This is a genomic window from Stenotrophomonas sp. STEN030 (genome assembly GCF_056759995.1).
This window is the reverse complement of the sequence record NZ_JBRREB010000070.1, coordinates 1-20,576: the sequence shown is the minus strand read 5'-3', so window position 1 is coordinate 20,576 and position 20,576 is coordinate 1. Positions and strand designations below refer to the sequence as shown.

General features: G+C 61.4%; 10 protein-coding genes and 1 pseudogene. 5 read left to right on the top strand and 6 right to left on the bottom strand.

Going from position 1 to position 20,576, the window contains the following annotated elements; genetic code table 11:
- Positions 1–167: 167 nt before the first annotated feature.
- From mutS to ACVOLR_RS18275, 3 genes are all read right to left on the bottom strand, one after another.
- On the bottom strand, positions 168–2,723 hold the full coding sequence (gene mutS / locus ACVOLR_RS18285) for a DNA mismatch repair protein MutS (protein ID WP_481537699.1): 2,556 nt from the start codon (positions 2,721–2,723) through the stop codon (positions 168–170).
- Positions 2,724–4,079: 1,356 nt separating this feature from the next.
- Positions 4,080–5,387 carry an McrC family protein gene (locus tag ACVOLR_RS18280; RefSeq protein WP_481537698.1) on the bottom strand — a complete coding sequence of 436 codons (1,308 nt, stop codon included), beginning with the start codon at positions 5,385–5,387 and terminating at the stop codon, positions 4,080–4,082.
- Positions 5,384–7,438 carry an McrB family protein gene (locus ACVOLR_RS18275; protein WP_481537697.1) on the bottom strand — a complete coding sequence of 685 codons (2,055 nt, stop codon included), beginning with the start codon at positions 7,436–7,438 and terminating at the stop codon, positions 5,384–5,386. The genes ACVOLR_RS18280 and ACVOLR_RS18275 overlap by 4 nt, the downstream gene beginning before the upstream one ends.
- Positions 7,439–8,335: 897 nt before the next feature.
- Here ACVOLR_RS18275 and ACVOLR_RS18270 point away from each other — a divergent pair.
- The 5 genes and pseudogenes from ACVOLR_RS18270 (at position 8,336) to ACVOLR_RS18250 (ending at position 14,223) form a co-directional block, all read left to right on the top strand.
- Positions 8,336–10,552: a GTPase family protein gene (locus ACVOLR_RS18270; RefSeq protein ID WP_481537696.1), complete on the top strand. Its 2,217-nt coding sequence runs from the start codon at positions 8,336–8,338 to the stop codon at positions 10,550–10,552.
- Positions 10,553–10,563: 11 nt separating this feature from the next.
- Entirely contained in the window at positions 10,564–12,267 is a 1,704-nt protein-coding gene (locus ACVOLR_RS18265; protein ID WP_481537695.1) for a LeoA/HP0731 family dynamin-like GTPase, read from the top strand.
- Positions 12,268–12,314: 47 nt separating this feature from the next.
- A complete protein-coding gene (locus ACVOLR_RS18260; RefSeq protein ID WP_481537694.1) occupies positions 12,315–12,506 on the top strand; it encodes a hypothetical protein in 192 nt (63 codons plus the stop codon).
- Between the two features lie 204 nt (positions 12,507–12,710).
- Positions 12,711–13,280 (top strand): WYL domain-containing protein, encoded by a 570-nt coding sequence (locus ACVOLR_RS18255; protein WP_481537693.1) that lies wholly within the window; start codon positions 12,711–12,713, stop codon positions 13,278–13,280.
- A 391-nt stretch (positions 13,281–13,671) separates the two neighbouring features.
- Positions 13,672–14,223: pseudogene (locus ACVOLR_RS18250) on the top strand (ISL3 family transposase).
- A gap of 474 nt (positions 14,224–14,697) precedes the next feature.
- Here ACVOLR_RS18250 and ACVOLR_RS18245 read toward each other — a convergent pair.
- The 3 genes from ACVOLR_RS18245 to ACVOLR_RS18235 all read right to left on the bottom strand — a co-directional run bounded on the left by ACVOLR_RS18245 (position 14,698) and on the right by ACVOLR_RS18235 (position 20,394).
- Positions 14,698–17,001, bottom strand: a complete 2,304-nt coding sequence (locus ACVOLR_RS18245) for a TonB-dependent receptor (protein WP_481537692.1) — start codon at positions 16,999–17,001, stop codon at positions 14,698–14,700.
- Between the two features lie 1,156 nt (positions 17,002–18,157).
- Positions 18,158–19,492: an amino acid permease gene (locus ACVOLR_RS18240; RefSeq protein WP_481537691.1), complete on the bottom strand. Its 1,335-nt coding sequence runs from the start codon at positions 19,490–19,492 to the stop codon at positions 18,158–18,160.
- The gene (locus tag ACVOLR_RS18235; protein ID WP_481537690.1) at positions 19,489–20,394 is read right to left on the bottom strand and encodes a cation diffusion facilitator family transporter; all 906 of its coding nucleotides are present in this window, start codon (positions 20,392–20,394) and stop codon (positions 19,489–19,491) included. Before ACVOLR_RS18235 ends, ACVOLR_RS18240 begins: the two co-directional genes overlap by 4 nt.
- Positions 20,395–20,576 lie beyond the last annotated feature (182 nt).

The following is a 20,576-nucleotide window of genomic DNA, read 5'->3' as shown; positions in this document are numbered from 1 at the left end:
CCCCCCCCCCCCCCCCCCCGCCCCGCCCCCGGGCGCCCCCCCGCCCCGCGCCCCCCCCCCCCCCCGCGCCCCCCCCCCCCCCCCCCCCCCCCCCCCCCCCCCCCCCCCCCCCCACTACAGGTGGGGCTTCATGCCGAGCATGGCTCGGCACTGCAGGGGCGCTGCGCTCAGATCAACGACTTCACCCGGTACAAGGCTTCCAAGGCCTGTTTCGGGGTCAGCTCATCCGGATCAATCGCCTGCAACGCATCCAAGGCGGCCGAACTCGGCGCAGCGAACAAGCCAAACTGCTGTGGCGCATCCAATGCCTGTGGTGCCATCGCAGCGCTCTGGGTTTCACCGCCACGCTGTTCCAGCTCGGCCAGGCGACGACGTGCTTGGGCGACGGTGGACTTGGGCAGGCCAGCCAGTGCCGCCACCTGCAGACCAAAGCTGCGGTTGGCCGGGCCGTCCTTCACCGCGTGCATGAACACCAGCGTGTCGCCGTGTTCCACCGCATCCAGATGCACGTTGGCAATGCCGCTGGCACCGCCTTCGTGGCTTTCGTCGGCCAGTGCGGTCAGCTCGAAGTAATGCGTGGCGAACAAGGTATAGCAGCGGTTCTGGTAGGCCAGATGGCGCGCAACCGCATCGGCCAGGGCAAGACCGTCATAGGTCGAGGTGCCACGGCCGATCTCGTCCATCAACACCACCGAGTGTTCGGTAGCGTGGTGCAGGATGTAGCTGGTCTCGGCCATTTCCACCATGAAGGTAGATTGGCCCTTGGCCAAGTCATCGCCGGCGCCGATGCGGGTCAGGATGCGGTCGATCGGGCCGATCACCGCGCGGCTGGCCGGCACGAAGCTGCCGATATGGGCGAGCAGCACGATCAGTGCGTTCTGCCGCATATAGGTGGACTTACCGCCCATGTTCGGGCCGGTGATGACCAGCATGCGACGGTCCGGATGCAGGTCCAGGTCGTTCGGCTCAAACGGGGTATCGCGTACCGCTTCGACCACCGGATGACGGCCGCGCTCGATGCGCAGGCAGGCCTCTTCCTGCAGTTCCGGCTGCGACCAGTCCAGCGCCTGCGCGCGTTCGGCGAATGCCGCCAGCACGTCCAGCTCGCTCAAGGCGCCAGCGCAGCGCTTCAGCGGTTCCAGATGCTGGCCAACGATATCGAGCAGGCCTTCGTACAGCAGCTTCTCGCGGCTGAGCGAACGCTCGCGCGCCGACAGCACCTTGTCCTCGAAGTTCTTCAACTCCTCGGTGATGTAGCGCTCGGCATTGGTCAGGGTCTGGCGGCGGGTGTAATGCACCGGCGCCTTGTCGGACTGGCCTTTGCTGATCTCGATGTAATAGCCGTGCACGCGGTTGTAGCCGACCTTCAAGGTGGCAATGCCGCTGGACTGACGCTCGCGTGCTTCCAGGTCGATCAGGAATTGGTCGGCGTGAGTGGACAGGCGGCGCAGTTCGTCGAGCTCGGCGTCGTAGCCTTCTGCGATCACGCCGCCGTCGGACAGCTTCAACGGCGGCTGCTCGGCGACAGCGCTGGCGAGCAGGTGAGCGCTTTCATCGTGCGAGCCAAGCTCGGCACGCAGCTGCTGCAGGCGTGGTGAGTCCAGTGTTTCCAGCTGGGTGGTGATTGCTGGCAGCAGACCAAGGCCATCGCGCAGGGTGGAGAAGTCGCGCGGGCGTGCCGAGCGCAGCGCCATACGGGTGAGGATGCGCTCGATGTCGCCAAGCGCACGGAAGCTGTCGCGCAGGTCGGCATCGGTACCGCGGTCGATCAGCGTCGCCACTGCATGATGGCGCTGCTGCAGCACATTGCGCAGGCGCAGCGGGCGGTGCAACCAGCGTCGCAGCAGGCGCCCGCCCATCGGAGATACGGTGCTGTCGAGTACACCGAGCAAGGTGTTGCGGGTGTCGCCATCAACACGCGTATCCAGTTCCAGATGACGGCGGGTGGCGGCATTCATCGCGATCGCTTCGCCGGCGTTCTCCATCGAGATGGAAGTCAGGTGCGGCAGGCGCTGTTTCTGGGTTTCCTCGACATAGCCGAGCAGGGCGCCAGCGGCACCGGTGGCGCGCGGCTTGTCGTCAATGCCGAAGCCGCTGAGGTCATGCAGCTTGAAGAAGTTCAGCAGGTGGCGGCGGCCGCTATCAGCGTCGAACAGCCAAGGCGCACGGCGGCGTACGCCATTGCGATGGCGCAGGAATTCGGGCCAGTTCTCCTCGTCTGGTACCAGCAGCTCGGCGGGTTCCAGCCGGGCCAGCTCGGCCTCAAGTGCGTCGTCGCTGTCGACTTCGTTGACCAGGAAACGGCCGCCGGCCAGATCGGCCCAAGCCAGACCGTAGCCGGCCTTGCTGCGCGACAGCGCCATCAGCAGCGTGTCGCGGCGCTCGTCCAGCAGGGCCTCGTCGGTGACGGTGCCGGGGGTGACCACGCGCACCACCTTGCGCTCGACCAGGCCCTTGGCCAGTGCCGGGTCGCCGATCTGCTCGCAGATCGCCACCGACTCGCCGACCGCAACCAACCGTGCCAGATAGCCTTCAAAGGCATGTACTGGCACGCCGGCCATGGGGATCGGCGCGCCGCCGGAGCTGCCGCGTTGGGTCAGGGTGATGTCGAGCAGGCGTGCGGCCTTGCGCGCATCGTCATAGAACAGTTCGTAGAAATCGCCCATCCGGAAGAACAGCAGCAGGTCCGGATACTCGGACTTGGCTGCGAAGAACTGCTTCATCAACGGGGTGTGTTCGGGCGAGGCCTTGTTGAGGCTGTTCTTTTGTTTTGAATCAATGGCTTGCAAGGCATCCGGTCTCGGTCAGTGAGGGCGGGTTACCGCCGAAAACGGCAAGTAACGGGATTTTTTTTTGTTGCGATGGTGTTGCGGCGGCTCGTTGGCTGGACAAAGATCGCGTTGTGACGTCAATCAGGACACGGACGATCATGCCAAAAATGTTGCGACGGGCCGCGCTACACGGCGCGAGGTCACCAAGTTTAGTCTGACCCAACCAACAGGTGATGGAGCTTTCGGTTCGTCGGGTCGCAGCGCCGTGCCAAGCAGGGAATGGCTGGTCTCACGGCCGAACAGGTTCAAGCCGTGCTTGCTGGAGGCGCCAGCCAACAGGCGTTGGCCCAACAGCTGGGGGTGTCCCGCCAAGCGGTGAGTGCCTTCTGTCTCAGCCGCGGCCTTCTCTATCAACCCGCGGCCCAGATGCGGGCCAACGAGCGGCGGGAGCAGGTGCGCCGCCTGTGCGCGGCAGGCAGGAAGCCCGCGGAAGTGGCCCAGGCGTTGGGTTTGAGCTACGGCCAAGTCTGTAGCGATCGCCAATGGCTGGGGATGTCACGCGCTCTATGGGGCGACTGGCGATGCACTGGCGCGATTGAAGGCTTCTGGGCAGGTCATAGGCAAGGACGTAGAGGGGCAGATCGGCCGTAACGCACAACGACAGAATTTCCGTTCTGCGATCGGTGCTGTTTACAGCCGGTTCCAAGCCCATTCGGCCATGGCGGATGTTCCGGCCAGCACTGAGTATCCGCTTCAGTTCGAGGTGATCTTGCGTGTAGTTGACGGCAACCTGTCTTGGTGAGCGGCAACGTGTCGTCCTACACCTAGGGCGCAGTGCGAGGACTATCCCGATACTTGGGAGAGTAGTGGGAGCCTGAGGGAGGTCGCATCGTGGAACATGATCAAGTACATGATTTCGACGAGCTTAGGGCGATGGAGGTGCACAGCACGTCCCGTTGCCCGCTACGTCGGCCTCACCACCACCTCTGAGAGTGAACCGGACAGGACGTCTGGCGGGATGCGGAGGCTGGGTCATTCAACGCCCAGGGTGCCTGGAGCGCTGCCCTGCCGGGGCTGTCGGCCGCTTCCATCGCTATGTTGGTGGAAACACCTGGATCCGCGGTAACGGTGGAAACAGGTATGCCGAAGGCAAAGATCAGGGCCAGGGTGCGTTGCCATCGTGCCATTGCGGGTTTCCAGCCAATACAAGTCGAGCGTAATGAACGAACCACGGGTCTCAGCGTGCCTGTATCCAGAACGCCCCGACAGTACGAACGGGGCTTACACACGTTAAAGCTGGCAATCTTCTCAGGTGCCACCAACCCCGGGCCACACCCAACCGTCGGGTAGGACCAGCTCGCTGCTTTCCAGGCAGAACGGCAGCACCCACAACTGCAGCCCTTCACTGGATGGGAAGTCGAACACGGGCAGCGGCTGATCGAACTGGTCGGTACGCGGGTAGATCAGCACAACGGCTCCCTGGTCGCCAAGATAGCTACGGCCGTAGGCATGGAGCTGATAGAAGTCGCCCTGGCTGAGGGCGTACCTGTGCGGCCAGCCATCCTCCGTCGAATCCAGCAGCTTCCACTTGGTGTCCAAGACCAGTACGTCGGTACCTTGGCGGCTGATCACCAGATCCGGGCGCAACTGGAACCAGTGCGCGCCTTCGTGCCGCACCAGGTAGTGGCGCCTTGCTTGGGCATGTAGGCGGAACGGGCCGGGCAGCTGCTTCTGCAGATGGTGTGCGACATAGACCTCAAACAGCTTTTCCATGGGGAACAACAGCGACGGTGCCTGCTGGTCGCCAATGGCCGAGGTGGGCGAGAGGTTCCTCAGGACCATGCCCGCCCAGTCCAGCGCGTCACGGTAGGTGCGCATGTTGCGATCCAACTGCACACGTTGGAAATCCCTTTTCGGATCCTGGCTGACAGGCACGTCAGTGAACGCAAACGCAAGCTCGCGGGCCAATCGTTGGTGGTCTGCATTGTCCGAAACACCCAGCACCTTTCGGAGCGCTGCATGAATCAATCGATTCTCGGGCCGGTCTGCGCTGAACTCGTCGTGCGCGGTATGGAAGCGATCAGCGCGTGTCAGGTTGCGCCGAAGCTGCTGCGCAACCAGTAGCTTTCCACGCAGCGTGGGCAGATCATCCTCGCGGGGCTGGTATGTGCTCCTCAGCCCGCCGCGCGTGACGACCACGACCGCTCGCAGGAACTCGCCGATGAACACCTCCAGCATTGGCATACTGTCGGCTGCAAGCTGCGCGCTGCTGAACCGCAGGCGTGAGATATGCGGTTGGCAGCGCAGCATCTTCAATAGGAGGGCGCGCGCCTCCCCCTTGCCGGCTCCCAGTGCTTTGCCGACTTTGGGGAGGATCTCGATGAGGGTTCCGTCAGGCGCGGCCACTACGCCTACGTAGCTGGTGACCTGTACACCGCGGCGGCTGCGGCGCACCCACGGCATCTGCTTGCCATCCATCAGCGCGGTGGACTGCGCTTCCAGCCACCCGTACAACTCGGGCGACACCACGCGGACGTTGCTGGGCACAGGGCCCAGCAACGGCGTGGGCACGAGCACATCGTACTCGTGCAGCGTTAGGGAAGCCGCCGCGTTCATTCGTGGCCCAGCAGCGAGGCGTAGACACGAACGTAGGCTTCCGGATCAAGCAGTGCCCGTGCATTGCGGGTGTAGCGGGCACGAATGCTGTGGGAATCGCCGATGGATCCGGCTCCGAAGAGTCGTGTCAGTGATTCGCCCTCGTCGTTGGACTCCTGCACGAACTGTAGATCCTTCGGTTTCTGGTTGTCGCCCAGGACGAGGCGAATCTTCTGCCAGTCCTCGAAGAAGTACTCTTCCAGCAGCGGCAGGATCTGTTTGTCAAAGATATTGCCCAGTGCAGAAATGCGCCCGATGCCGTCCTCGTAATCGCGTAGGCCGGTGAAGTAGGAGTGGCCGATCAGATGGTCGCGATCGTACAGCGCTTCAATGCGCTGGTTGATGGCCGACAGCAACCTGGGAATATGGATGCAGGTTTCGCGGGTGTTGACCCGCAGGCCCGCCAGTGGGGCCGCGCCTTCATCGGAGGTGTTCGGTAACACTTCCTCGAACTCGAACCGGCGCCGCAGGGCCGTGTCCAGCAGCGCAAGTGATCGGTCGGCGGTATTCATGGTGCCGATGATGCTGACGTTGGCGGGAACCGAGAACATCTCCTGAGAATATGGCAGCACCACCGAATGGCAACCGTCCTTCCCGCTTCGCTTGTCTAGTTCGATCAGCGTGATGAGCTCGCCGAAGATCTTGCTGATGTTGCCTCTGTTGATCTCGTCAATGACGATGGCGAACATCTCGTCGGGGAAGCGGCGTGCCCGCTCGCACAGCTGCTTGAAAACGCCTGGCCGGATCTCGTAACGGACGTTGCCCTGTTTATTGTCTTCGTCGATGACCGGGCGCAGTCCTTCCACGAACTCTTCGTAACCGTAGGATTGGTGGAAGGTAACGAAACTGAAGCGCTCGGCCCGGCCTTCGGCGAAGGAGGCATCTTCTTCGTCGGCAGTGAAGTACTCCTCGAGCAGAGCGCCAATTCCATGGGTCTTTCCGGTTCCGGGAGGGCCGAAATAGATATGGTTGAAGGCCAACTCGATGGCAACCGCTTTGCTGGCGTTCGCGCGCGAATCAGCGCCGTTGCTGACAACGGTTTCAGCGGCACCATCGGCCGTATCTGGGTCGTCGCCGACCTGGACGGGCCACAAGCCGCCCCGTCCATCGTCCGTGCGGACCAGATCATCAAGAAGCGCCTCGTCCGCATTCAATGCCGTTTCGATGTCGTCGACCATCTGCTCGGTGATGGGCTTCCTCACGAACCGAGCGATACTCTCCAGTTCTGGGCGCCACGTTACCTGGCACGCCCGGGTGCCACGTACCACGCCGACCACAGCCACAGCGCGGCTGCTGTTGGGATTCTTACGGCCAAAGCGCAGGTGTTTGCGGCTGCCCGCAAACCACCAGTCCATGTCGGCCTCGTGGACCACGCGGGCAAGACGGCAAAACTGTGCGGTCTCCAGCGCCGACCAGCCGCTGCGTAGTTTCCGGAAGGACTCACTGATGTCAAAGTGCTTCAGCACTGCGTCTGCTTCCACATGGCAGGAAAGGCCGATGCGCTTGGCCACCTCGTCGTAGCTCATCTCGAATTGCTCGATCGCCTGGATGCTCCATGCGGTCAGCTCCTCCAGGGGCATGGCAAGGCCTTCCTCGATGGGCAGGACGGCCACGAATGGGGAGGTCTTGCCCGAGTCACGCAGTGCGAGATAGGTATCCCGTACGGGCTGCCCATTGTGCAGCATCACCGTATCGATCTTGACGACAAATCCCTCGTGGCCGTTCAGACCGACTGTGTAGGCCAGCGCGGAGGGGGAGTCGGGCTCGGGATAGATCTTTGCCCAGTTGTAGGTGGCGAAGGTATTGCCTTGGGTGGTCGGGCGGCGGCGGATGCTGAGTCGGCCAGAGGGGAACATGGCCTGTTGGAGCTGTTTGGCCCATTCGAGCGTCACGTTGTACGCGTCGCGCAGCGTCTGGTAACCGCGCTGCAGCCTGGGGTTGGCAGGATCGTGCTTGGTGCCGCCAAGTGATTGCAGAAGATTGAAATGCTCGTGGGTATAGAACTGGGACATTGAGGCTTCCGTCTCTTGAGTATGCGGGCAGAATCATTCCGACCCGATGTGATCGTGGCACCTGATGCTAGGCGGCCACGGTTGCAGGAACTTTAAGGGCTTGAGCCTACGCTTCTGGGGCAGTGATTTGCAGTGTGGCCCGGCAAATGTCTGATTCTTTGCAAATTATCGAGCACTGCCTCGTTGCTAGTCTTCTGGTCATTGACGGTGCAGACATGGGGTCAAAAAGCTGACGCGACACCAGATGTCGCATCGCTCGCGAGTATGGATTCCATCTTCCATGCCGAGACAGTTCGGCATGATCTACATTCGACGCACCGTGTTCCAGGCCGTTGCGATTCCGGCATTGGCGGGATGGCTGGCGCTGTTCCATCGACTGCCCTGAGGGTTGGAGAAGAGGGGCGTCTGTCGGGTACGTAGGCGGCCTCTTTACACCGGGTGGTCTGTGCCTATACTCCGCTTCGGTTGCAACAAACCGTGACGCAGATGGCGCAATATGACCGATGCAAGGATGCAGGAGAAGACGACAAGGATGTTGTGCCAATCACGCCACTACCACGGATCTGCAAGTGCCCGGCCTGGGGCTGGAGGCATCTTCCCGCCCCTCGCAGTGAGGCCTTGCAGCCTGCCGGCAATACCGGCCCGTGCTTGCGTTGGCGCAGTCCCTCTATAAACACCCGCTCCGCCATCTGCAAGCCACGCTTGCCAGTGTTGCTTCGGCAATGCGCACGTCCTGCGGATGATCTTTCAGGCACAAGCCCCAAAGGGCTTTTGACGCAACCCGGCTGAGTACAGCCAGCGAACAAAAAACAGGGGGAAATATGAGCAGCCAGAGTGATTGGAACATGCCAGCAACGCGGGTGAACTATGCGCGGCAGTGAAGTGGGGGATGTGGGGGTGGCCGACCTTGATGTCGGTTCACCGGAGCAGGTCTACAGCTATGTGACCGACGGTGTGCGGGATGTGATCCGCGTGCTGGACACGCAGGCCGCTCATACGGACGATGAATTGGTGCAGAGCGAGATCCTTGCGGCGCTCAGCTTGATGCAGGCCCGTGTGGCCGGCAAGCAGGAGGAGCTCCGCGCCTCCGCTGACTGGAAGAATTTTACCGTTGCGTTTTACGGCGAAACCAATGCGGGCAAGTCCACCATCATCGAGTCGCTGCGGATTCATCTGGACGAAGCGGGGAAACGTGAGCAGCGCCGTCGCTACGATGCACTGATAGCATCGCACAGTCTGGACGAGGACTCGATCGAGGCGACGCGCCGGTCCATCACTCTTGCCCGCGAATCGGCTGCCACGGCAGTGCAACGTGGCATGGAGCTGGACGCCCAGGCACAGAGCCAGCTGCAGGCGCTCGAGCGGGAGGTGGACGAGAAGAAGCAGGCCTTGGCGCTGGCGGTGGCCAGCCGCACGTGGTGGCAGCGAATGCTGGGTAGGTTCAAGCGCGACCCTCTGGCCACCGCGACGGTCGCCCTGCAGGTGCGCCTAGATGACATGTGTACACGCCAAGCGCAGGAACGTCAGCAGCTTGAAAAGGAGAGGGCGGCCGCGGAAGCGGCGCTGGCCAGTGCCGAGGATGAGCTCGGCCGTCGCCTGCGCTCGCTGCCGCTGCTGTTGGAACACGCTGACGGCGCGATCATCGGTGACGGTCGCCCAGACTTCACCCGCGAAACGCAGCGCTATGTCTTCGACAACGGCGGTGCCCCGACCGTGTTGCTGGACGTGCCGGGCATCGAAGGCGGCGAAGCCGGCGTAAAAGCGCACATCGACCGTGCGGTGCAGACTGCGCACGCAGTGTTCTATGTCACTGGCAAGGCCGCACGCCCACAGCACGGCGACAAGGAAGACGGCACGCTGGAAAAGATCAAACGCCACTTGGGGCCGCAGACCGAGGTCTGGGCGGTGTTCAATAAGCGCGTGACCGCCGCCATGCCGCTGCGCAAGGCAGCGGGCCTGTTTGCCAGTGATGCCGATGGCATCGCCGATCTGGACAAGGGTCTGCGCGAGGCGCTGGCGGGCAACTACAAGGGCGTGCTGCCAGTCAGTGCTTATCCGGCCTTTCTGGCACTTGCAGACCGTCTGCCGCCGGCGGAGGCACTGGCTGACGATGCGCAGGACCGTCGCGGAGCCCGGGCGAAATTCCTTGCCGAGTTCGAGCCTGGCGAACTACTGGACAAGACGGGCTTTGCCTCAATGGCAAGTCACCTTGCCAGCATGGCGGTGGATGCACCACGCAAGATCCGCCAGGCCAACGTGTTCAAGGCATACCAGTCGTTGCGCACCGTGGTGGAAGAGCTGGATCGTCACGCTACCAGCTTGGAAATACATGCCCGCAAGGTAGTCACCGAGACCAAGGCTGCGCAGCGCCAAGTGGACATGGCTGCGACCCGCCTGCGTTCAAGCCTCCGCAACGACGCGTCTGAAGCACTGCGGACGTTCGAGACGAGCGTGCGCAGCGAAGTGTATGGGCTGATCAACGATGGAAATTCCAACGATGCCCTGAAGGATTGTCTGCAGACGAGCATGAGCCGCCACGCGGCTGTTCTCCAGGAACATCTGGGTGAAGCGTCGCGTAAGTCGCTGGTAGCGTTCCAGGACTCGATCACCAAGACCACCGAACGCTTCCAGAAGCACTTGAAGGATCTCGGTGAGCTTGCCAGCGGGAAGATGCGCGATGCACCGGCAGCTAGCTTCTCGCTCGATCTAAAAATCGACAATGGCGTCAATATCGTCGGGTTGGTGACCACAGCCATCGGTGCGGCAGCGCTTCTCATTGCCGGTCCGGGAGGCTGGGTGATCATCACCTTCAGCGCCGTGGGCCTGGTGATCAGCCTCGCCAAGGCGCTGTGGGGCTTGGTGGACGAAGACTTCAAGAAGGCTCAGCAGCGCAAGGCGGTGGACGAGAACCTCGAGAAAGCCCGGGCTTCGCTGAAGGACGACCTGGAGAACAGCGAACGCGCGGTCATGGAAGCGCTCGACACGGCATGCACCGAGGCAAAGAAACGCTTGGGGCTTCCGCAGAAAGATACCAAGGCGAAGGCTGCCGTGCTGCGGCTTTCCACCACACGACTGGACGCGCTGAGCGCCCGGATCGAAATCACATTGGCATGAGGGGCATCACCATGGATACGACGCTTGAACGATTCAAAACCCAGCAGGAACGCGCTGCAGGGATGCTGCGGGAACTGCTTGAGTTCCTGAAGGCCGGCGCCGACTTCGGCGTGACGATGGATGATGCATTCGAGCACAAGCTTGAATCCGCCATTGGCACGGTGACCGGCGAACGGTTGAAGGTTGCGCTAGTGGGCGGGTTCTCGGAAGGCAAGACGTCCATTGCCGCGGCGTGGATGAACCGTCTGGACCGTGAGGGAATGAACATCTCGCAGGCGGAGTCGACCGACCACGTGCTGGAGTACCCGGTGGGCGACGATCTGCTGCTGGTGGACACGCCCGGGCTGTTCGGTGAGCGCGAGATTGACGGTGAGACCTACAAGGAACTCACGCGCAAGTATGTCAGCGAAGCCAATCTTGTCCTGTATGTGATGGATCCGACCAACCCGATCAAGGAGAGCCACAAGGCTGAATTGACCTGGCTGTTCCGCGACCTAGCGCTGCTGTCCAGGACGGTGTTCGTGCTCAGCCGTTTCGACGCTGTGGCCGACCTCGAGGAAGAAGGTGAGTACCAGCGCCTGCTGGAAGTAAAGCGGAGCGCGGTGCGCCAGCGCCTGGCGGAACTGATCGGCCTATCGCCGGCAGAGGCTGAAGCGCTGAGCATCGTGGCCGTCTCGGCTAATCCCTATGACCAGGGCATCGACTACTGGCTGGCTAACCAGGAGGAGCACCGTAAGCTCTCGCGCATCTCCTCGCTGCAGCAGGCAACCGTGGACCGGATCCAGTCCAGTGGTGGCACCGAACGCCTAGTGGCCGACACGCGTACCGCCATCATTGCGGATGTGCTGAACAAGCACCTCCCGATCGCCGTCGAGCGCGGGGTCCTGATCAATGCGGAAGTGGAGCGCATGGCCGAGACTGTCGAGGACCTGTCCGGGCAGGTAAGTCTCGCCACGCAGCAGGCGGGGGATGCGGAGGGCCAGATCCGCCGCTTCCTCGGGCAGTACTTCGCCGATCTGATTCTGCAGGCGCGAGGCGCGGACATGCAGACCTGGCCGACCTTCTTCGAACGCGAAGTCGGGGCGGAAGGCATCATCATCCGCATGCGTCTACAGGAGGAGTACGCCAAGTCGCTTCGCACTGCCAAGCTCAACTTGGAGGCCGTGCAGAGCAGCTTCGTGGACGAGATCAATCACTTCAATACAGTGGTGTCGTCCATGGGGCAGCAGGGCGTCAAGTACCTGCTGGACGCCAAGTTGGTGAACAACAAGTCCATCCTGATGATGCGCGACGGCGTTGTATCGGCGGGCAAGATGGTCGGCCTCGACTTGGGCAAGAACCTGAAGTTCGCACCGTGGGGCGCGCACAAGCTGGCCGGCGGCGTGAATGGCGCGCTTGCGGGCCTTGGCATCGCGATGGAAGTGTGGGACTCCTACCAGAAGATCGAGAAGGAAAAGAAGTTTAAGGCGGGCGTGGAGGAATTCGTGGCAACGCTGGAAAGCCAGCGCAAGTCGTTGAACGACGAGCTGGATGGTGTTGGCAGCGAAAGCCAGTTCGTCCGCACCTACTTCCCGGATCTGGGCGAGCTGCGGGACATGCTGGCTGCGTTGAAGGCTGCGTTGCAGGACATGTCGATGCAGAAGGTGCGCTTTGACCGTTGGCACCAGAAGGCCGACGTGCTGAAGGGCGAATACAAACGGTTGCGTGCGGGATGAGCACTGCCACCCATGACGCGCTAGCGCGGCATTGGGAGATGCTACGGATGATCCGGCTCGCACCGTGGAAGATTATGGTGCGGGAGCTGAGGGAGCTGAGGGAGCTGAGGGAGCTGAGGGAGCTGAGGGAGCGGTTGGCGGTGGAGGGGTTCACCACCACCAGCCGCACCATCGAGTGCGATCTTAAGGAGCTCTCCGAACGCTTTTCGTTGGCATCGGACGAATCAAGCCGGCCCTAGGGATGGAGCTGGGCGCGTGGTGCCAACTTCGCCTTTGGTGCACGCCTTACGACCTCGCGGGCGGTTACCCTGCTGCCGGCACGCATGCACCTCCGCAACCTGCTGCCCAGGCTGGCCATGGCAGATCTCTGGCCGCTGTTCGACATGGCAGAGCGCGAGCTGGCTACGACCGGTTGGCACGACTGACACCGGCGCACGGCGATCATGCGGTTGATCGCGCCGCTGGTTGAACCGGCGGTGCTGGAAGCCGTCCACTCTGCGCTAGGGTTGGGGCGATGCTTGGAAGGTTGGTACCAGTCGCGGGCGGCAGGCGAGGCCAAGCGGATGAGGATTCATCCGCTTGGCCTGGTCATGCGCGGTGCGGCGCAGTATCTGATCTGTACCCTTCGCGACTACTGTGATATCCGCAAGCTTGCGTTGCATCGCCTCAGCGACCTATCGGTTCTGGCGGAAGACTGCCAGCGGCCGGTGGGATTCAATCTGCGGGATTATGTGGAGCACGAGGGCCCCAAGTACCGGCCCGCCGGCCCGTTGAAGCTCAAGGCCCGCTTTGCCGCCGAGCCCGCTGCACATCCACGGGATACGCCGTTGTCGACTGACCAGCAGATTGCCAGTGACGAGGGCGGAGCCGACGTCGAGCTCACAGCGACGGTTGAGGATGACCAGACGCTGCGTTGGTGGCTTCTGGGCTTCGGCAGCTGGGTTGAAGTCCTGGAGCCGGCTGCGCTGCGTGCCGAGATTGCGGACCAGGTGAATGCAGCAGCCAACCGATAGTGTTGATGCGCGTGGGTTTCCATTCAGGTCTTATGTTCATCTGCCGGCGCCACCTTTGTGCGATGGGCGCCGGTTACCCCGGCAACATCGGGTAAGCCACCTCATCGAGCGCCGGTGCCCTATCCTGCAGCATCAGCTGCAGCATGGCCGGCACCAGCTGGCCCAGGATGGCGGCAGCCGAGCATCAGTCATCGGCGCCAACGTGCTGCTGTTCCGCCAGCCAACGTCCCTGTCCATACAGGGTGAAGCCGTAAACCACAGTTGCACCAATTAACTTGAACATGGAATTCTTTTCGTGGGTGGGTAGTTGGGGTATCCGTGCCCCGTGTCGATCCATCGGTGTTCATTGTGCGGAGGGTTGCGACAGGGTGCGTCGCGTGATCCTGATTAGATGCCGGTTTGTGGTGGGGCATCACCTCTTTCGGCATGTGCGGGGTTAGTCATCCCGGAAGTGACGCATCTTGTCGATGCCTGTCGTCGGGTGGCGTCGTTGGACCAGGCAAACGCCCTCAGGGCAAGCTACGCCGCTCGCACTGTCATCAAGCGTAGCCGCTGGCTGCTACTACGCAACCGTCAGAACCTGGCCCCTGAGCAGGCGATAGAGCTAGACGAATTGCTGGCAGCCAATGCCCCACTGACCACGGTTTACCTGTTCAAAGCCCAGCCTCAAAGACCTCTGGTGCGCACCTGCCGAGGCAGAGGCCAAGCGTGCTAGAACGGCTGGTACACCCTTGCCGTGGAAAGCCAGTTGCCCGCGTTGATCAGCTTCGCCAAACGCCTGGCCCCTTACCTGGCAGGAAATCTCGCCAGTGCCCTGTATCGCATCAATACCAGCGTGCTTGAAGGCATGAACAACCGCATCAAGGTCATCAAGCGCATGGCCTACGGCTTACACGGACTCAGACTACATTCTTCCTCAAAATCAAGGCTGCCTTTCCGGTAAGACGCAATGAACCATTTTTTTGGATGCCGCCAGGATTTTCGCCGGAAAAATGAACAAGCTCTAATGATGCTTCATCAACGGGGTGTGTTCGGGCTTCTTCTCGGTCACGCGGGGTCCACTTGGTCGGTTGGGCAGGGGGCTGCCGCAAAGAGGACCATTGTAGGCGCTGTGCCGTGATTGGACGAAACTGGTGTTTGCGTCGATGGCCGGTCTGGCTGAACGGCTGGTTCCGTATGGCGACCCGGTGAGCATCCAGTGCGGCGTGGGCGCGCGGGTTGGTATGCGCGAGCACGTGCACACACGTTGCCAGCCATGGCGCCGGTGTTGACGCGAGGCCAGCCTGCAGCCTGAGTGAGACAGGAACAGTCAACTTTCAGTTGTGGCCGAGTGCAACCAAGGCGCATTGATGACGAAACCGCCGTCAATGAGAGGAGTGGCGCCTGCGTTGCGATCCCGGAGCGTGCGGGTGTCAGGTTAGAAATTCAGATTCAGCGTCACACCTACGGTGCGGAAGCTGTCGGGCGACAGATATTGCATCAATCCACCATTGTTGAGGAAAGAGTACGCAACAAAACTGGGGTAGTGCTCATCGAGCAGGTTTCGCGCGTACAGGGTTACGTTCCAGCGCCCATCTTCAGCGCCGATGCCGGCGGAAAGATTGGCTAGGCCGTAGCCATCTGTCTTTGTGCTCGATTGGGCAACGGAGTTGTAGAAGGAGCTCTTGTAGCTCCAGCCGGCACTTGTATTCACGGCCAGGCCATTGCCAAGGGAACGGTAGTAGATGCCATTGAGTGAATAGCTGTACTTGGAGACGAACGTCGGGTTGAAGCCGGACATATCGCCCTGCAGGACTCCGTCTACCAGCTGGCACTTTGCGTCGTTGTCCGTACTGCATAGGCTGAAGTAGTCCAGGAACTTTGCATCCGTGATGGCGCCATTGGCGACGACCGTGAAATCAGCGGTGGGGCGCCAGTTGATTTCCAACTCCATACCCTGGGTGCGCATCTTGCCTGCATTGGCCATCGCGAAGCCATTGGTCTCCGGCACATACACCTGTGCCTGGAATCCCTTGAAATCGGACCGGTACAGGCTGGCGTTCATGGTCAGGCTGCGATCGAAGAACTGCGACTTCACGCCGAGCTCGTAAGCAGTAGATTTTTCCGGTTGAATGCGCGCGGAGCCAGTGTTGGTGGGGTCTATCGTCGGCCCCTTGTAGCCCGTTCCCGCGTTGGCGTACCACATCAGAGTTGGTGTTTGCTGGAACTGCACAGCGACCTTTCCGGAGACGTTGTCCCTGCTGATCTGGGCTTGGGAGCGGACGACCGTGTTCAAGGGACTAACCGGCTTTCCATCGACGAATGGAACCTCGATAGGTGTCATGCCTGCGATCACCTTGTCATGGGTGTAGCGTAGGCCCGCACTGGCGGACCATTGATCGTTCAGCTGGTAGCTTGCGTTGGCATAGAAGGCGTGGCTCTTGGTATCCGCGTCGACATGTTGTTTTGGTCCGTTCAGAGAGAGGTAGTAGTCTGGCGGAGGGATATCGAAGTTGAAGGCGCCGTAGGCAAAGTACTCGTAGGTGCTGGCCACGTTTACATAGTAGGCGCCCAGTACATAGCTGAGCCGATCATCGAATACATTGTCGGCAAGGCGGAACTCCTGGCTGATCTGATGGGAGCGGATGGTCGTCAGGTTGTAGTTCAGGAAATCGGCCGGCGTCTGGTCCATGTCCTGCATCTGATGGATGCGTGCACCGCGATAGGCCGTGATCGAGGTTAGCTGGGCACCATTGGCGAGTTTGAGGTCGGCCTTGCCAGAAAAACCGGTAACTCCCTGAAATGCCCCTGCGTCGGCGTCGGCATAGCTGTGGAAGTTGTCGCCGCCCACGTTGCCAAAGCCGGCAAGCACCTCATTGAAGCCGGTATCGTTACCCAGCGAGTACGGTATGGCCACCGTGCGGTTGAACAGTGTCTGGCGATCTGCGGTCAGCAGCAGATCAAGGTTCTCGGTCGGCGACCACAGCCATTTTCCGCGCACGCCCCTGCCGGTACGGTCACCGATGTTCCAGTCGCGTAGCGGGTTTGTAACCGCGCCGTCCTGCTCGTTGTAATAGGCAGACAGGCGTAAGGCGGAGCGGTCGCCGACGCCGAGGTTGCTGGAGAAGCGCGCCACATGCTCGTTGCGTTCGCCCAATGACAGTGACAGGGAAGAACTATTGCTTCCAATCTCAGGGCTGCGCGTGCTGATGTTGACAACGCCAGCCGATGCGTTCTTTCCGAACAGCGTTCCCTGAGGGCCGCGTAGTACTTCGATGTGCTCGATATCGTTGAATCCGGCCACGCCAGGATCACGGGGTATGCTGATGACGACGTCATCAACCACGGTGCCAACCGTCTGCTCCGAGGCAACACTAAAGGCTTGGGTGCCTATGCCACGGACCTGGAAACCGCCCCCATTGGCGGTACCAGCCGAAGCAGAGAAGGAAACCCCAGGTGCGAGGTACTGCAGGTCGGACAGGCTGCTCATGTTGGTGCGGTCCAGCTGCTCGGCAGTGACCACGCTGATGGAGATCGGTGTGCGCTGTAGCGGCTTTACCTGGTGTGTGGACCTGACCATGACCGCATCGAGGTCCTTGGTCGTTTGCCCTGCCTTGCCTGCCGGGTCCTGGGCCAGCGCAGGTTGTGCAACGGCCAATGCTGAAAGCAAAGCCAACGACAGGCGACTGCAACGGATCTTGGCTTGTGTGTGCAGATATGTGTGTGGGGGCGATTTCTTCATGCGCTTCTCTCCGAAGATGGTGCTGGGGGGACCGGCAAGGCCGGCGTTGTTTACGGCGATCCATGTATTGCGGTACAGCGTTTGAACGTTTTTGCTGGATACGCGTACGGCAGTACGCGCTTCCGCGAACCGTTGTGTTGCCCATGGCGCCGCCCACCCGCATGCTGTCCTGCGCGGGGAGTGCAGGACGGGTTCATGGCAAGGTTTTGAAAAAAGGGCTACGCGTATCTGGGCTTGGGCCAGCGCTCAGGTGGCAGCGGTGCTGGTAGTGCCGAGGGCGCTGCCAAGCGGGGGGCGATGAAGAGTTACTTCAGGTGATTGGTACTGTGGCTGTTTTCGCCGATGTCGCAAAAGTCACAGCGTGCAACGGGCTGGCTGCAGCGAATGGAAGAGCGGCGCGTGGGAACCCATTGGTGGCAACTTTCTGGATGGTCGACATTGCGCCAGCAATCGCGATCAACGGGTGATCGCGGTCAGCGGCGGTGAGCTCATGCGCGTCGTGGGCATGGGAAGTTCCTGTGCGGAACGGTGGTTCCGTCAACTCCAACGCTGCAGGAGGCATCGGAGTTGGCAATCGGCATTGCGATACCGCGTTACGTTCCATTACTTGGTTGGCTCCACGCACGTTGATCGGTGGCTATCACGATCTGCGGGAGCGAAGATGTTTAAAAGGCGAGGTCTTTGTCAACGGCAGTTGCGCGAGTTGCGCGAATTGGAACATTTCAATCGCAGGTTACAGTCGCACTGATGTGCGGTAGTTGCTTGATTCTTATCGAGAGTGGCTGTGGTCGAGTGAGTGCATTGCGCTACCAACACGAGCGGTAGTGCTGATGCTTGCTGCGCTGGCGTCATTGATTTGCGCCATTGAAGGGAGCGATGACTGATTGTTTCAACGGAAAAGAAGCGGTTTTATAGGTGCTTGGCGGAACAGTTCAGGAGTCGCCGCTGTACACAATGATATCGCTGGAAACTGCATTGGCCTGTGGCGTCGTTTACGTCAGACACCAACCTCATCCGCTCGCAATCCAACAGGAATGATTGAGATTGTTGCCCACGGTGAGCCACCGATTTGTCTTCTTTTCGACGTGTGCCCGTGGGTTGGTTGCGATATCAGTAGAGGCTTGTTCGGAACAGCCTAAAGCGCAATTGGCGTGGGTTATCCCTGATTGCTTCTGCTGGCCTTTGCTGTCTCCAGCATGCGCTGGCGGAAGAATGGATACAGGGCCGCGCTGAAAAGGACCGCCACCGTTGCGTAGGCGAGCAACTCTGCATCTGCGCCGAGCAGAGCATATAGGCAGTAAGCGACCGCTGCGGCAGCGGTGAACAGGCAGGCGGCTCGCATCCAGCCCTGCTCGCCGCGCTCCAGGGTGGTGCAGATCAATGCGCCAGCCGAGAACAGGTAGGGAATGATGGTCAGCAGTACGGCGATATTGGTGAGCTGGTCGAACTGGCGTGCGAGGGTGGGCGATGATGTGACCAGAAGCAGTACGCTCATCAGCACCGCCACGATCATCAAGCCAGTGCCGGGCATGCCGTGCTTGTTGAGCTTGCAGAATACGCGCGGGAACAGTCCGTCTTCGGCGGCTGCCTTGGCAGACTGACCGACAAGCAGCATCCAACCGCCCAGCGCGCCGGCTGATTTGAGGATCGCGCATAGTGCGATCACCAATACGCCCCATGGGCCGATCATCAATTGCGCGACATCGGCAAACGGTGCCGAGGAATCGCGCAGCTGCGCCATCGGTACCATGCCCATGATCACCAGCGAGCAGCTGATGTAGATGACGGCCGCCAACGCCAGTCCGAACAGGGTTGCGAGCGGGATGTTGCGTTTGGGGTTGTCGATCACATCTGCCGACACCGCCGCGCTCTCTACACCCATGAACGCCCACAACGCGATGGAGGCGCTGCGCGAAATGGCTGCACTGTCTTCCATGCCGCTGACGTTCCAGCCGGCACTGAACAATGCCGGGTCGAACCACCACCAACCGAAGATGGCGATGCCCAGTATCGGGATCAATGCCAGCAGCAGGGTGCCGGTCTCCAACGCTCCGATCCAGCGCGCACCGCGTGCGTTGGCCAGACTCAGCAGCCAGATCACTGCCAAGGTGAAGCCCAGCCGCGGATAGACATCCTGCAACCACGGCCAAAGATGGCTCAGGTAGCCGGTGACCACCAGGGCGATGGCGACATTGCCGATCCAGTTGCCGAACCAATAGGCATAGTTGCTGACGAAGCCGATGTAGTTGCCGAACGCATCGCGCGCGTATGCATATGGGCCGCCGGGTTGCGGGTCGAGCTGCGACAGGCGAGCAAACACCAACCCCAAGGCGATGGCACCGGCAGTGGCGATCAACCAGCCAATCGAGGAGATGCTGCCAACCGTGGCCAGATTGGCGGGCAGCAGGAACACGCCGGTGCCGATCATGTTGCCGGCAACCAGCATGGTGGCCATGGTCAGGCCCATCTTCTTGGGTGTTGGGGTGCTCATGTCCAGGCCGGGTCGGAAGTGAAGTCGATGGTCAGCCAGAAGCGCCCTGAGCGAGCATCCAGCTGTGCGGCAATCTCATCGCGCAGGCGATCAACATCACCGATGCTGCCGAGCTGGGTATCGGGTTGGGTGAGGATGTGGATCTCGACAAACTGCATGCGGCCAATTTTGGCGACGTGGCTGGTGAAGCCTTCGAACTGGTGCTTGGCGACGAACGCCTGCATCACCTGTTGCACGAGTTGATCAAGTTCGCTTGGTGCTACCTGTAGGACTTCGCGCGCGGCTTTCCATGCTCCCAGCAGCGGCACCGGTAGCGTCGCCAAGGCGATACAGGCGAGGACCAACGGGTCCAGGTAGGGAATCCAGTGTTCGTGGGCGCCACCGCGCAGTGCCAGTGCGATGACGAAGGACAGCACCACGGCAAGGCTCATCAACCCGGTAAGCAGCCATGCGCGTGCGTCCAGGCGTAGCAGGCCGGATTGCAGTCGCCGTGCGTGCCGGCCGATCCACACCGCCATGGCCAAGTCCACCACCGCCAACAAACCGGCCCAGAGCAGGCCCGGGCCGAGTCGTGTTTCGTGGCCGCCGTCGCTGAAGCCGATTACCGCGTTGGCCAGCGCGTAGATGCAGGCAAGGCTGAGAATGGCACCGCCAAGGGCTTCGACCATGGGCTCCAGATGCCAGAACCCGTATTGGAAGCGCGGGCTCTGTTCGCGGGCCATCAGTCGCAGTACCGACAGCGCTACCAGCGTCAGTGCCACATCCACCAGGCTGTAGATGCCGTCAAACAGGATCGCCTGCGAGCGCGCGAGCATGCCGCCAAAGAAGCCGATCGCAGCGACCAGTACGGTCGCTGCGATGGAGAGTTGCAAGACGCGTTGTTCCTGGCGGGTGCTGGTCATTTGGTTGGTCGCAGGCCCGGTAGCCATGTAAGGGGAGCTAGGCTTTGAAAGCCCCTCTCCCGTTCACGGGAGAGGGGTTGGGGTGAGGGCACTTTGAAAGCACGTGGAGCAGGTTTTGATCTGAGTAGAGCGGAGCAGAGCCAAGGCCAGAGTGCAGAAACCCAAAGGCCAAAGCCCAAAAG